The sequence below is a fragment of the Pedococcus sp. NPDC057267 genome (assembly GCF_042668795.1).
Classification (GTDB): domain Bacteria; phylum Actinomycetota; class Actinomycetes; order Actinomycetales; family Dermatophilaceae; genus Pedococcus.
In genome coordinates this window covers 1-12,162 of the sequence record NZ_JBHUYG010000043.1, presented here as the reverse complement: position 1 = coordinate 12,162, position 12,162 = coordinate 1, and the positions used below count along the sequence as shown (strand labels likewise).

The window sequence follows — 12,162 nt, the reverse complement described above, 5'->3', positions numbered from 1 at the left end:
GTCTACTCGGCGCTGCCCACCACCACCCGCATGACGGTCAGGGTCGGGTCAGCCTTGAAACGTCGGAACAGGGCAGGCGCAGCTGGGGGCGCCGGGGCTGCGCGCATGGCGTCGAGGGCATCCTGGTCACGCCACGTCGAGGAGATGACCCAGCTCCCGTTGCCGTCGCCCAGCAGCTCTGTCCGGAGCAACCCGTCGGGAAGCCCTACGGCGAGGAGCGCCTCGAAAGCGGCGACCAGCTCCTGCGCACTGTCCTCGTCGACGTGTGCGGACACGAGAGTCACGATCTTCACCACCCCAGCGTCCTCCGACTCCCACCCCGTTGACCACCCCATGAGCCTGCGGCGGCGTCAGGGTCCCGGTGCATGGGCGGGCTGAGTGGGAGGCACACCGCCGAGGCGAACCTGACTGACTGGCGCAAGGGTGTACCTCCGGAAGTCGCGCTCCGTCGGAGCGGCCGCCGCGCCGTCAGTCAGTCGACGAAGTCGTCGCCGGCCTCGAGACGCAGCCGCAGCAGCTCGGCCAGGGTGACGGACTCGCCGTCCCGCGCCCCCTCACCGACCTGCAACGGCGGGTCCGTCGGTGCCACCTCGACGCCCCTGAACCGGGCGAGCGACCGTGGCGGCACCAGCAGGGAGTAGTAGCGCCCGTCGGGGTCGACCGCCACGGACCGGTCGAGCCGCAGGTACCAGCCGCGCACGCCCGTCCGGTAGCGGCTCGAGCCCTTCCACGTCCGCGCGGTGAGGTCCGTGGTCGCGAGCCCACGCTCGAGCGCCGTGCGGACGAACTCCTCGAGCAGCACCTGGGCCTTGGCCGACTCCCGCGCCCGGCGCTGCTCCTGCATCCGCACGTGGTAGTCGGCTCGCTCGCCCGCGTCGTTCGCCGGCGGTCGTCCCGCGCCCGCGTCGTTCGCCGGCCGCGGTCCCGCGCCCGCGTCCTCGCCGCCGCTCACGCCGTCTGCTCCAGGGGTCCCTCGTCGGGGGGCTCCTTCTTCGGGCTCAGGGTCCACGCGGTCCAGCCCAGCGCGCCGAGTGGGATCTCCATGAAGTGGGTGTATGCCGAGAACAGCACCGCCCCGGCCACCGCGGCGCCCGGCTCGGCGCCCCACGCGATGAGCGCGGCGGCGGTCACGGACTCGGTGATCCCGAGGCCGCCGGGGGTGACGCCCACGGCCGTGGCCAGGCGACCGATGGCATACGCCGCGAAGAGCTGGCCGTAGAACAGGTGCACGCCGGTCACGTGCATGCAGACCAGGAAGATGCAGTAGTAGACGGCGAAGAAGCCGACCAGACCGAGGGTCATGGGGACCCAGCCGGTGCGCACGATGTCGCTGATCCGCGCACGCAGGTCCACCACGAGGTCGTGGACGCTCATCGACCGCTTGTGGAAGAGCCGTCCGCCGATCCGGTCGATCCCCTGGCCGATCGCGACGGCCGCGCGCTCCGAGGCCAGGACGGCCACGAAGAGGCCGAAGAGCAGCGCCCCCGTGAGCGCCCCGGCCACCGCCGCGTCCTTGAGGCCCGCGGGCACGTGCCCGTCGGTGCCGGCATACAGGCCCACGATCGCCAGCAACGGCAGGGCGATCCGCGCGAGCACGTTCCACACGCCCGTGACGATCGCCGACGTCGAGATCTCCCGCCGGGAGAAGCCCCACGACCTGCAGATCGTGTACGTCGCCGCGAGTCCCACGGCCCCGCCGCCCGGCAGCAGGTTGCCGACGGCCGACCCCGCCACGTTGACGATGAGCGCCTGCCAGTGCTTGAGGCCGTGCATCGACGCGGTGAGGGTGAACGTGTAGCAGTACAGCCCCACGACCACGCCCCCGAGCAGCAGGACGGCGGTCGTCCAGTGCACGCGGGTGAGCACCTCCCAGACGTGCGACCACGAGGTCTTGCCGAAGTACGGCAGCCCCCAGATCAGCAGGGCGGCGGCCAGCCCGAGCCCGAGGACCGCCTGGACGACCCGTCGCACCCGGTTGTGGCTCCTCGTCGGCTCCCTGACCACCACCGTGCTCACCCGAGCCCCTCGAACACGTCACGGCTCACCGGGGAGCCCGGCGGCCGGGCGGGGTCGACGTACCACTCGCGTCCGAACACCACGTCGTACAGCGGGCGCGGGATCCGCAGGAACGCCGCGAGCGTCCGGTCCGCGCCGTCGTCGGCGCTCGACTGCGAGGCGTGGGCCCGCATCGACGCCCGCTTCTGCGCGGCATACCGCCACACGCTGATCCTGTGGGTGATGTCGGCCCGGGCGCTGTAGCTGCGCTTGAAGGAGTCCAGGTCGAAGTCGGGCGGGAACGGGTAGACCTTCGCGGCGAGGTCGACGGCGCGGGCCAGGGCGTCGCGCGGCACCGTCGCCTGCAGGACGCGAGGGGTGCCTGCCAGCTCGGCCGCCCGCGCGCCGACCTCGTGGACCCGGACGTGGTCGCGGTGCCCGTAGCCGCCGTTGCGGTCGTACGTGAGCAGCACGTCCGCACGTTCCTCGGTGAGCACCTCGGCGAGCCGGCCGGCTGCCTCCTCCACCGGGGCCCGGACGAACCGCGTGCGCCCCGGCGGGTCGGGGTGGGTCTCCGGGCCCATGCCGCTGTCGGCGTACCCGAGGTAGACCACTCGCGCGACCCGCAGGGCGCTCGCCGAACGGCGCAGCTCCTCGAGCCGCCGCTCGCCGAGCCGGCCGTCGGCCGCGTACTCCGACGAGGTGAGCCCGAGGTCGCCGTCGGTCGCGACCACCACGACGACCCGGTGACCCTCCGCGGCGGCACGTGCGAGGGTGCCGGACGTCAGCAGGGCCTCGTCGTCCGGGTGGGCGTGGAACGCCACCAGCGTGTGGGTCATCACCGCCATCCTGTCGCATGGGAGGCTCTGGATCGTGAAGGTGGCCCTCCTGACCGACTGTTACCTGCCCCGCCTGGGCGGTATCGAGGTCCAGACGCACGACCTGGCCGCACACCTGGTGGCCCGCGGCCACGAGGTCGAGGTCTTCACCGCCACGCCCGGCCCGCGCGGCGAGCGGCACGGCGTCGTCCAGCCGGTCGACGGCATACCCGTGCACCGCATGGCCGTGCGGCTGCCGTTCGAGCTGCCCGTCAACCCGCTCGCGCCGCCCGAGGTCCGCCGGCGGCTCGAGGCGGGCAGCTTCGACGTGGCCCACGTACACATGGGCGTCGTGAGCCCGTTCGCCACCGACATGGTCGGCGTGGCTGCGAGCATCGGCCTGCCCACGGCGGTCACCTGGCACTGCCTCATGGACCGGTCCGCGCCGCTGTTCCGGCTGCTGGGGCAGGCGCGTCGCTGGGGGGCCGCCGGCGCCGCGCTGTCGGCGGTGTCCGGTGTCGCCGCCACGAACGTGGCCGCGGTCGTCGGCGACGGCGTGCCGGTGCACGTGTTCCCGAACGGCATCGACGTGGACCACTGGCGCGCCCCGGGGCCTGTCGGCCAGGGCGACGACGAGGGGAAGGGCCGCCCCGTGCGGGTGGTGGCGGCGATGCGCTTCGCGGCCCGCAAGCGCCCCCTGGCCGTGCTCGAGGTGGCGCACCGCGCCCGGCAGCTCGCCCCGGCCGACGTCCCGATGTCGCTCACGCTCTTCGGCGAGGGGCCCGAGCGGCGCCGCCTCGAGGCGTACGTGCGCCGCCACGACCTCGCCGACTGGGTCTCGCTGCCCGGTCGCGTCAGCCGCGAGGAGCTGCGGGCCGCGTACTGGGACAGCGACGTCTACCTCACCCCGGCGCGGCTCGAGGCGTTCGGGATCGCGGCGCTCGAGGCGCGTACCGCCGGCCTGCCGGTGGTGGCCCGGCGCGACACCGGCGTCGGCGACTTCGTCGTCGACGGGGTCAACGGGCTGCTGGGGTCGGACGACGACGCCCTCGCCCACGGGCTCGCGCGACTGGTGACCGACCCCGGCCTCCGCCGCGCGATCGCCGGCACGAACCGCACCGTGCCCCCCGCGCAGGCCTGGTCCTCGGTCGCCGCCCTCGCCGAGCAGGAGTACGCCCGAGCCGCCGCCGCACCCGGCCGGCGGGCGCGCGGGCCGGCCAGGGGCGGCAGCGGCTCGGGGGCCGGTGGTGCGGTGGCGGACGGGGCGGTGGCGGACGGGGCGGTGGCGGACGGGGCGGCCGGACCGTGAGCGTGCCCCCATCGGTACCCATCACCGTCGTCGCCGCTACCGGGCCCGGGCGTGAGGTCGACCGGTTCGCCCTCGAGCACGGGGCCGACCCCGTCCGCGAGCTCGCCCGCCGGGGGTGGGCGGTGCTGCGGGTCGAGTCCGCCGACGTCGTCGGGGCCGTGATGCAGCTGCGGTATGCCGTCGCCGCGGCCACACCCGCCCCCGCGTCCACCCGGGCGGTGCCGACCGACCCCGGGCTCGTGGTGGCCGAGGGCGAGCGACCGGAGCCCTACCAGCGCACCGCCGCCTACGGAGTGGTCACCAGCGTGCGGGGCGTGCTGCTGACCGAGCTGTCCGACCGCACCGCCGCGCCCGGCCGCTGGACGCTGCCCGGCGGCGGCCTCGACCCCGGTGAGCCGCCGCTCGCCGCGTTGCACCGCGAGGTGTGGGAGGAGAGCGGGCAGCGCGTCGACGCCCCGGAGCTGATCGAGGTGACGACCTCGCACTGGGTCGGACGGGCCCCGGGCGGTCGGCTCGAGGACTTCCACGCCGTGCGGGTCGTGTACGCAGCGTGGTGCGCGGAGCCGTCCGACCCCGTCGTGCACGACGTGGGGGGCTCCACGGCGTCGGTGGAGTGGGTCGCGCCCGAGGACCTCGCGTCGAGGCCGCTCACCGGCTTCGCGGCCTCGCTGCCGCGCTGGCTGGGTCCCGCCCGCTGACCGCACGACGGAGCCGGTCGGGAGGGTTCCGACCGGCTCCGTCTCGTGTCCGGCTGGTGCCGGGCCGGTTCGTCAGGAGCTGCGGTGGCGGCGCGAGCCGAGCAGGCCGACGAGGCCCAGCAGCACGAGCAGGGCGCCGATCGCGACGATCCCGAACGGGCCGACGTTGCCCCAGTCGACCTGGACGTCGGTCACCTCCTGCCAGATCGCGAGGCCGGCGATCGCGAGGCACACGATGCCGAGCAGGACCGGCGGCAGGTGCGGCCCCGAGGGACGCCTCGGCTCCTCCGGCACGGCTGGGGCGGGTGCGCCTGAGGCATAGGTCGCACCGCCGAACACGCGGGTGTGGGCGGACTCCTGCTCCTCGGTGAGCTGCGCCTCGGCGGCAGGCACCCGCGAGACCGGCTCGGTCGCGGGCTGCTCCTGCGCCGGGTGCCCGACCTCGATCTCGCGGGTGGGGTCGCTGCCCGTGGGCTCTGGGCGCTGGGGGTCCCCGGCGGTGCCGGGCGTGGGGGTGGTCATGGGGTCACTCCTTGCCGATGAGGATCTGGCCGAGACCGACGTGGGCCTCGACGACGACGTCGGGCGTGCCGGTGCCGAAGGTCTGGGTGGTGCTCACGTTCCGGCCCTCGCCGTCGGAGACCCCCGAGCGGTCGAACACGTCCGAGGGGTCGATCGACCCCAGCCCGGTGCTGGGTCCGATGTGGGAGATGTCGCCGGCGCCGACGTCGCTGCGGACCTGCACGGTGAGGTCGGAGGGGATGCGGATGCGCAGCTCGCCGATGCCGATGCGGGCGTCGACGTGGACGGGCGTCGAGGGGTCGGTCGCGGCGCTGCGCAGGTCGAGCTCCGCCGAGCCGATGCCCAGGCGGTACCGCGGGTCGGTCTGCGCGGCGGTGGGCCGCCAGACGCGGTCGCCGATGCCGCCGCCGAGGTTGAGGTTCGGCACGACGGAGGCGCTCCAGGTGCTGATGGCGAGCACGACCGCGATGAACGCGGTGAGCCCGGCCCGGTAGCCGGCCAGACCGAGGCCGACCAGCGCGACGCCGAAGACGGCGAGCGAGGCGGCGAGGGCGACGGTATCGGCGCTGCCCGGCCAGGAGTTGGTGTCGTGCAGCCAGAGGGTGAGCCCGTAGACCGCGAGGGCGACTCCACCGACGAGCAGGGCACCGACGATGCCGGCGCCGCGGCGGCGCGGCGGGCGTGGCGCCCTCGGCGGACGGGGGGCGACAGGTGCCGGCGGGAGGGGGCCCCGGGGCGGCCCGGCCGGGGAGTCGGCCGTGGGGCCGCCCGGCCACGCGCCCGACGGCTCAGCCGTCGCGGTGGACCCCGGCGCGGCATACGTGGCCGGCGCGGCCGGCGCGGTGTCGCTGGCGGTACCACGCGCGGGCTTGCCGTCGCGGTGACGGGTCACCAGCCAGACGACGACGGCGACCGGGATGGCCACCCACCAGAACCACACGAAACCGTTGTCGTGGCCGATGCCGGGGCCGCCGATCAGCGAGAGGCCGATGACGACGAGCAGGATGATGCCGAGGACGTCGCCGTGGCGGATGGCGCGCTCGGCCACGATCTCCTCGTGGTTGTTGGGGATGAACGCCCACGCGATCAGGTAGACGGTGACGCCGATGCCGCCCATGAGGACGAGCAGCACGAGCGCGGCGCGGATGACGATGGGGTCGACACCGAGACGGGTGGCGATGCCGGAGCAGACCCCGGCCAGCCACTTCTCCTCGCCGTCTCGGCGCAGGTCGAGGGACCGGAGCCAGTCGAAGAACCGGTCCAGCCCGGAGGCGGGTGCGGTGGTGGGGCCGGACGCCGGCCCGGGGATCTGCGTCATACCGCCCATGCTGTCGACCGGGTCAGGTCGCTGCCATGAGGGTCGTCCCTGAACCGACCCTGAAGCAGCCCCGGGCGACCCCTGTTCTGCTCGGATTCGGCTCGCGCGTGCGTCAGGATGAGGACATGCCCACCCCGTACGAGCGACCTGCGAGCACGCAGGAGGCCAGGACGGCCGAGCGTCGCGCCGCCCGGCGCGTGTTCAGCCGTCCCGCCGAGGGCAAGGTCGTCGCGGGCGTGGCGGCGGGGCTCGCCGAGCACCTCGGCTGGCCGGTCTGGTGGGTGCGGGCGGCCTTCGTCCTCACGAGCATCCCCACCGGTGCCGGCCTCGTCGCCTACGTGTTCCTCTGGGCGTTGTCCCCGCAGTCGCGCGGCGGCGTGGTCCGGGGTGGCCGGCGCACCATGGACCCCGCTGCCGCCCCGGTCGCGCCGGCAATCGACCCCGACGAGGCCCAGGCCGAGGAAGGCGAGCGCGATGCGACGAGGGTCCTCGTCGTCGGGGGCCTCGTCCTGCTCGTGGGACTCGTCGTGGTGGCGCAGAACGCCGGCTTCAACGCGCGTCTCGGCATCCTCGCCCCGCTGCTCGTCGTCGCCGTCGGTGCGGGGATCGCGTGGTCCCAGCTCGACGAGGCGCAGCGGGGACGCTGGCTCGGGTCGGAGTCGGGGACCCGCCGCTTCAGCGCCGCCCGGTTCGTCTTCGGCGGCGTGCTCGCGCTCGCGGGCCTGGTGATCATGGCGACCAGGGGCCGCTCGCTGTCGGCGATGTGGGACATCGGCGCGGCCGTGGTCGCCGTGCTCGCCGGGGTCGCGCTCATCGCGGCGCCCTGGGGTCTGCGCCTCTGGCAGGACCTGCGCCACGAGCAGGCGGAGGCCGCCCGCGCGACCGAGCGCGCCGACATCGCGGCCCACCTGCACGACTCGGTCCTGCAGACGCTGGCGCTGATCCAGCGCAAGGCCGACGACCCCGGCGCGGTCACCCAGCTCGCCCGCGCCCAGGAGCGCGAGCTCCGCTCGTGGCTGTATGCCGGGCCGGCCGACTCCGAGGCGACCCTGGCTGCCGCCGTGGCCGGCGCCGCGCACGAGGTCGAGGACCTGCATGGCATCCCCATCGACGTCGTGTCCACCGGCGACCGGCCGCTCGACGACGGGGGCCGGGCGCTGGCGAGGGCCGTCCGCGAGGCGCTGCTCAACGCCGTCCGGCACGGCGCGCCCCCGGTGTCGCTCTACCTCGAGGTGGGACCGGCGGGGGTCGAGGCGTTCGTCCGCGACCACGGTCCGGGGTTCGAGCTCGACGACGTGCCGGACGACCGGCTCGGCGTCCGCGGCTCGATCCTCGGCAGGATGGAGCGGCACGGCGGGACGGCCCGCGTCCGCCGGCTCGAGCAGGGCACCGAGGTGAGCTTCACGCTGCCGCCCGTGGCAGCAGACGTCCCGGAGGAGAGCAATGAACACGCCTGAGACCCGAGTGCCGGTCGTCCTCGTCGACGACCACCGGATGTTCCGGTCGGGGGTGCGGGCCGAGATCGGCGAGACCGTCGACATCGTCGGCGAGGCGCCCGACGTCGACACCGCGGTCGCCGTCATCCGCGAGACGCGACCCGCGGTCGTGCTGCTCGACGTGCACCTGCCGGGCGGCAACGGCAACGGGGGCGTCGACGTCCTCCACGGCTGCCGCGGCCTCGAGACGGCCGGCGGCCAGCCGGTGCGGTTCCTCGCGCTGTCCGTGTCCGACGCGGCCGAGGACGTCATCGCCGTCATCCGGGCCGGCGCCCGCGGCTACGTCACCAAGACGATCAACGCCACCGACCTCACCCGGGCGATCCGCCGGGTCGCCGACGGGGATGCGGTGTTCTCGCCCCGGCTCGCCGGCTTCGTCCTCGACGCCTTCGGTGCGGCCGCGGGTGAGATCGCGGAGGTCGACGAGGAGCTCGACCGGCTCAGCGCGCGCGAGCGCGAGGTGATGCGCCTCATCGCCCGTGGCTACCAGTACAAGGAGGTCGCCAAGGAGCTGTTCATCTCGGTGAAGACGGTCGAGACCCACGTCTCCTCGGTGCTGCGCAAGCTCCAGCTCTCCTCGCGGCACGAGCTGACCGCGTGGGCCATGGGCCGGCGCCTCCTCTGAGCCGTGTCCGGGCGCCGCGGACGCCCGGTTAGGGTGGCGCCATGAGCTTCGTCTACAACCTCCTCGTCGTGCTCCACCTGCTCGGCATGGCCGCCCTCGTCGGCGGCTGGGCCGCCTTCGCCTGGAGGGGGCACGACACCGTGGAGCTCATGGCCTGGGGTGCCCGGGCCCAGCTGGTCACCGGCCTGCTGCTCGTCGGCCTGGCCGAGTCGGTCTCCTCGCTCGGTCAGGACCTCAACCACACCAAGATCGGCGTGAAGCTCGTCGTGGCCATCGCGGCCCTGGCCTGCATCGAGATCGGGCGCGCCCGCGGCCGTCGCGGCGGCCGGTCGAACCGGGGCCTGGTCATGGCCGCCGGTGGCCTGGGCGTCCTCAACGTCCTCGTCGCCGCGCTCTGGAGCTGACCGCCCCGGAGGGGACCGAGGTCACCGCTGCGGCGTGACCTCCTCGGTCGCGCCGGCCGTCCCCGCGCTCCGCGCACTGGGTCCGCCGCGCCCGGTGCTGCGCGGGTCGGCATACCCGCCCTCGGGCGGCACCATCTCGGCGCGCACGCCGAGCAGCCGCACCGGGCGGTCGTCGTCGAGGGCGGTGAACAGCTCGAGCGCCGTCGAGGCGATGACGTCGGGGTCGAAGGTCGGGCTGGCGAGCTTGCGCAGGCGGTTCGTCGTGAAGAACGGCGCGAACCGCACCTTGAGGCCGACGCGCTGGCAGGGCCGCCCCTCGGCGCGGATGTCCTCCGCCACCTGCGCGGCGAGCGCGCGGATGGCGTCCTCGATCTCCTGGGGCGCGACGAGGTTCGACTGGTAGGTGGTCTCGCGGCCGTGCGCCCGGGAGACCCACGGAGTGTCGTCGACCCGGGCGGACGAGACCCCGCGGCCGAGGCGCCCGTAGTGCGGCCCCATCGCCGGACCGAACTCACCGACGAGGACGGCCTCGTCGGCGTCGGCGAGCTCCTGCACCGTCCGGTAGCCGTGGCCGGCGAGCCGGGCCGCGATGCGCGTGCCCACGCCCCACAACGCCGTCGTGGGCCGCTCGCCCATGACCTCGAACCAGTTGTCGCGGGTGAGCTGGTAGACGCCCTGCGGCTTGCCGAGGTCGGTCGCGATCTTCGCGCGGACCTTGGTGTCGCCGATGCCGACCGAGCAGTGCAGGCCGGTGGCCTCCAGCACGGCGGCGCGGATCGACTCCGCGCACGCCACGGGGTCGGGCGTCGTCACCCCCATGAACGCCTCGTCCCAGCCGAGCACCTCGACGACCGCACCCGGCACCGCGCGCAGGGTCTCCATGACCCGGGCCGACGCCTCCTCGTAGACCGGCGCGTCGACGGGGAGGAACACCGCGTCGGGGCACTTGCGCACCGCCGTCCTGAGCGGCATCCCCGACCGCACCCCGAACGCGCGCGCCTCGTACGACGCCGTCGACACCACGGCCCGCTCGGTCGGGTCGCCCCGCCCACCCACGACGACGGGCAACCCGGCGAGCTCAGGGTGTCGCAGCACCTCGACCGCCGCGAGGAACTGGTCGAGGTCGACGTGCAGCACCCACGGCCGAGCGACGGGTGCGGAGGTCACGGCACCCATCCTGCCGTGGGGGACCGACGGCCGCCGCTGCTGCCGCAGCGACGGCCTCGGCCGCAGCCCACCGGCGCTCAGGGGACGAGCAGGAGCTTTCCGGTCGTGCGCCGGCCCTCGAGGTCGTCGTACGCCTGCTTGGCGTCGTCGAAGGAGTACCGCCCACCGATCTCGAGCTCCAGTGCGCCGGACGCCAGGTCGCCCAGGACCGAGGTCCCGCGCTCGAGCAGCTCCTCACGGGTGGCGATGTAGTGGCCGAGCGTCGGCCGGGTGAGGAAGAGCGAGCCCCCGGAGTTGAGTCGCTGGATGTCGAACGGCGGCACCTGGCCGCTCGCCCCGCCGAAGAGCACCATCATCCCGCGGGGACGCAGCGAGGCCAGCGACGCGTCGAACGTCGACTTGCCCACGCCGTCGTAGACGACGTCGACTCCCTTGCCCCCGTTCGCCTTCCGCACCTCGGCTGCGAGGTCCGACGACTGCGTGTAGTCGATCGTCGCGGCGGCGCCGAGCCGGCGGGCGATCTCGAGCTTGTCCGGGGAGCCTGCCGTCGCGATGACGCGGCCACCCCTGGCGGTGACCATCTGCACGAGCAGCTGGCCCACCCCGCCGGCGGCGGCATGGACCAGTGCGCTCGTGCCCTCGTGCACGGCATACGTGCTGGTGACGAGGTAGTGCGCGGTCATGCCCTGGAGCATGGCCGCGGCGGCCACGTCGAGGCCCAGCCCGGCCGGCACCGGCACCAGGGAGTCCGCGGCGCGGTTCGCCACGGTCGCCGCAGCCCCCAGGCCCTGGCCCCACGCGACCCGGTCGCCCACGGCGACCTCGCTCACGCCGTCCCCGAGCGCGGTCACCGTGCCGGCGCCCTCGGAGCAGGCGACGAACGGCGTCTGCAGCGGGTAGACGCCCTGCCGCTGGTAGACGTCGATGAAGTTGACGCCGACCGCGGCCACCTCGACCTGCACCTCGCCGGGCGCCGGCGGCGGCACCTCGACCCCCCGCACCTCCAGGACGGAGGAGTCACCGGTGCGGGGGACGAGGAGCGCGCGGGCGGTCGTGGTCATACCTGCGACCCTAGGCGAGCGACTTCTGGTAGGCGAGCAGTGCCTTGACGGGGGCCCTGCGGGCGAACGCCTGGGCCAGCTGGTCGGGGCTGACGAACCACACGTGGGTCATCGCGCCCGACTCGCGCTCGGTCGTCCCGGCCGGGCAGGAGCCGTCCTCCGGCTTCACCCTGGGCTTGCCGCCACCGACGCAGAAGGTGTGCGTGTGCCACCGCAGGTACGGCTGGTAGAGCGCCGGCGGCGTCTTCCCCTCGGCCGTGAACATCACCCCGATGAGCTCGAACTTCCCCTGGGCCGTGTGGGCGTAGACGAGCGTCTCCGGCTTGGCCGGGTCGAGGATCCGCCCGTCGGTGCGGTTGGCCTTGTTGGGCACGTGGATCGCCATGACCAGGCCGTTCCTCGGCGCGTGCCCGGCGGCGGTCAGCTGCGCCACCCTGCGCTCGTAGGCGGCCTGCACGTCGAAGCCCGCCTTCGTGGCGACGGCCGGGTCGCGGTATGCCGCGGTCGCGGCGATGGTGCGCTCCAGCAGGTCGCGCGCGGCCGCGGTCTGCGCGGCGGTGGCCTTCGAGGTGTCCGGCAGGTTGGGCACGTCGTGGTGGCCGTGGCCCGAGCCGCCGGTCGTGCCGGCGCCTGTGGTGTGGTCGTGGGCCCCGGTCGCTGAGGCGGCGAGCTCGGCGTGGTCGTGCGTGGGGGCGGCGAGGGCCGTCCCGCTGGCGAGCACCACGAGTGCAGCGACGCCGGCCGTGATG

The 12,162-nt window shown here is 74.6% G+C and carries 14 protein-coding genes; 5 read left to right on the top strand and 9 right to left on the bottom strand.

What is annotated here, in order from left to right; translation table 11 throughout:
• Nucleotides 1–2 precede the first annotated feature (2 nt).
• From ACFUC1_RS10980 to ACFUC1_RS10965, 4 genes are all read right to left on the bottom strand, one after another.
• Complete coding sequence (locus ACFUC1_RS10980; RefSeq protein ID WP_379119583.1) at nt 3–293, bottom strand: antibiotic biosynthesis monooxygenase; 291 nt, start codon at nt 291–293, stop codon at nt 3–5.
• Between the two features lie 179 nt (nt 294–472).
• Nucleotides 473–952: a hypothetical protein gene (locus ACFUC1_RS10975; RefSeq protein ID WP_379119581.1), complete on the bottom strand. Its 480-nt coding sequence runs from the start codon at nt 950–952 to the stop codon at nt 473–475.
• Nucleotides 949–2,016: a YbhN family protein gene (locus ACFUC1_RS10970; RefSeq protein ID WP_379119579.1), complete on the bottom strand. Its 1,068-nt coding sequence runs from the start codon at nt 2,014–2,016 to the stop codon at nt 949–951. The genes ACFUC1_RS10975 and ACFUC1_RS10970 overlap by 4 nt, the downstream gene beginning before the upstream one ends.
• Complete coding sequence (locus tag ACFUC1_RS10965; protein WP_379119577.1) at nt 2,013–2,834, bottom strand: PIG-L deacetylase family protein; 822 nt, start codon at nt 2,832–2,834, stop codon at nt 2,013–2,015. Before ACFUC1_RS10965 ends, ACFUC1_RS10970 begins: the two co-directional genes overlap by 4 nt.
• A gap of 34 nt (nt 2,835–2,868) precedes the next feature.
• On the opposite strand from ACFUC1_RS10965, the gene ACFUC1_RS10960 reads away from it, so the two are divergent.
• Together ACFUC1_RS10960 and ACFUC1_RS10955 are read left to right on the top strand one after the other, a co-directional pair.
• On the top strand, nt 2,869–4,122 hold the full coding sequence (locus ACFUC1_RS10960) for a glycosyltransferase family 4 protein (protein ID WP_379119575.1): 1,254 nt from the start codon (nt 2,869–2,871) through the stop codon (nt 4,120–4,122).
• On the top strand, nt 4,119–4,820 hold the full coding sequence (locus ACFUC1_RS10955) for an NUDIX hydrolase (RefSeq protein WP_379119573.1): 702 nt from the start codon (nt 4,119–4,121) through the stop codon (nt 4,818–4,820). The genes ACFUC1_RS10960 and ACFUC1_RS10955 overlap by 4 nt, the downstream gene beginning before the upstream one ends.
• A gap of 72 nt (nt 4,821–4,892) precedes the next feature.
• Here the strand turns inward: ACFUC1_RS10955 and ACFUC1_RS10950 are convergent, their stop codons facing one another.
• Nucleotides 4,893–5,342, bottom strand: a complete 450-nt coding sequence (locus tag ACFUC1_RS10950; protein ID WP_379119571.1) for a hypothetical protein — start codon at nt 5,340–5,342, stop codon at nt 4,893–4,895.
• 4 nt (nt 5,343–5,346) lie between these two features.
• On the bottom strand, nt 5,347–6,660 hold the full coding sequence (locus ACFUC1_RS10945) for a PspC domain-containing protein (protein ID WP_379119569.1): 1,314 nt from the start codon (nt 6,658–6,660) through the stop codon (nt 5,347–5,349).
• 125 nt (nt 6,661–6,785) lie between these two features.
• Between ACFUC1_RS10945 and ACFUC1_RS10940 the strand changes: the two genes are divergently transcribed.
• From ACFUC1_RS10940 to ACFUC1_RS10930, 3 genes are read left to right on the top strand one after another with little or no spacing between them, the layout of a single operon-like run.
• Complete coding sequence (locus ACFUC1_RS10940; RefSeq protein WP_379119567.1) at nt 6,786–8,117, top strand: PspC domain-containing protein; 1,332 nt, start codon at nt 6,786–6,788, stop codon at nt 8,115–8,117.
• Nucleotides 8,104–8,781: a response regulator transcription factor gene (locus tag ACFUC1_RS10935; protein ID WP_310150114.1), complete on the top strand. Its 678-nt coding sequence runs from the start codon at nt 8,104–8,106 to the stop codon at nt 8,779–8,781. The genes ACFUC1_RS10940 and ACFUC1_RS10935 overlap by 14 nt, the downstream gene beginning before the upstream one ends.
• 41 nt (nt 8,782–8,822) lie before the next feature.
• Nucleotides 8,823–9,185 carry a hypothetical protein gene (locus ACFUC1_RS10930; RefSeq protein ID WP_379119565.1) on the top strand — a complete coding sequence of 121 codons (363 nt, stop codon included), beginning with the start codon at nt 8,823–8,825 and terminating at the stop codon, nt 9,183–9,185.
• A gap of 21 nt (nt 9,186–9,206) precedes the next feature.
• Here the strand turns inward: ACFUC1_RS10930 and ACFUC1_RS10925 are convergent, their stop codons facing one another.
• The 3 genes from ACFUC1_RS10925 to ACFUC1_RS10915 form a co-directional block, all read right to left on the bottom strand.
• Nucleotides 9,207–10,361 carry a DNA polymerase IV gene (locus ACFUC1_RS10925; RefSeq protein WP_379119563.1) on the bottom strand — a complete coding sequence of 385 codons (1,155 nt, stop codon included), beginning with the start codon at nt 10,359–10,361 and terminating at the stop codon, nt 9,207–9,209.
• A 68-nt stretch (nt 10,362–10,429) separates the two neighbouring features.
• Nucleotides 10,430–11,413, bottom strand: coding sequence for a quinone oxidoreductase family protein (locus ACFUC1_RS10920; RefSeq protein WP_379119561.1), 984 nt, complete (start codon nt 11,411–11,413; stop codon nt 10,430–10,432).
• A 10-nt stretch (nt 11,414–11,423) separates the two neighbouring features.
• Nucleotides 11,424–12,162, bottom strand: a 739-nt coding sequence (locus tag ACFUC1_RS10915; protein WP_379119559.1) for a hypothetical protein, incomplete at its 5' end; no start/stop codon positions are given.

Excerpts from the sequence above, each read along its gene's own strand:
- ACFUC1_RS10965 (WP_379119577.1), bottom strand. The coding sequence starts at position 2,834 with ATGACCCACACGCTGGTGGCGTTCCACGCCCACCCGGACGACGAGGCC.
- ACFUC1_RS10950 (WP_379119571.1), bottom strand. The coding sequence starts at position 5,342 with ATGACCACCCCCACGCCCGGCACCGCCGGGGACCCCCAGCGCCCAGAG.
- ACFUC1_RS10945 (WP_379119569.1), bottom strand. The coding sequence starts at position 6,660 with ATGACGCAGATCCCCGGGCCGGCGTCCGGCCCCACCACCGCACCCGCC.
- ACFUC1_RS10940 (WP_379119567.1), top strand. The coding sequence starts at position 6,786 with ATGCCCACCCCGTACGAGCGACCTGCGAGCACGCAGGAGGCCAGGACG.
- ACFUC1_RS10935 (WP_310150114.1), top strand. The coding sequence starts at position 8,104 with ATGAACACGCCTGAGACCCGAGTGCCGGTCGTCCTCGTCGACGACCAC.
- ACFUC1_RS10930 (WP_379119565.1), top strand. The coding sequence starts at position 8,823 with ATGAGCTTCGTCTACAACCTCCTCGTCGTGCTCCACCTGCTCGGCATG.
- ACFUC1_RS10925 (WP_379119563.1), bottom strand. The coding sequence starts at position 10,361 with ATGGGTGCCGTGACCTCCGCACCCGTCGCTCGGCCGTGGGTGCTGCAC.
- ACFUC1_RS10920 (WP_379119561.1), bottom strand. The coding sequence starts at position 11,413 with ATGACCACGACCGCCCGCGCGCTCCTCGTCCCCCGCACCGGTGACTCC.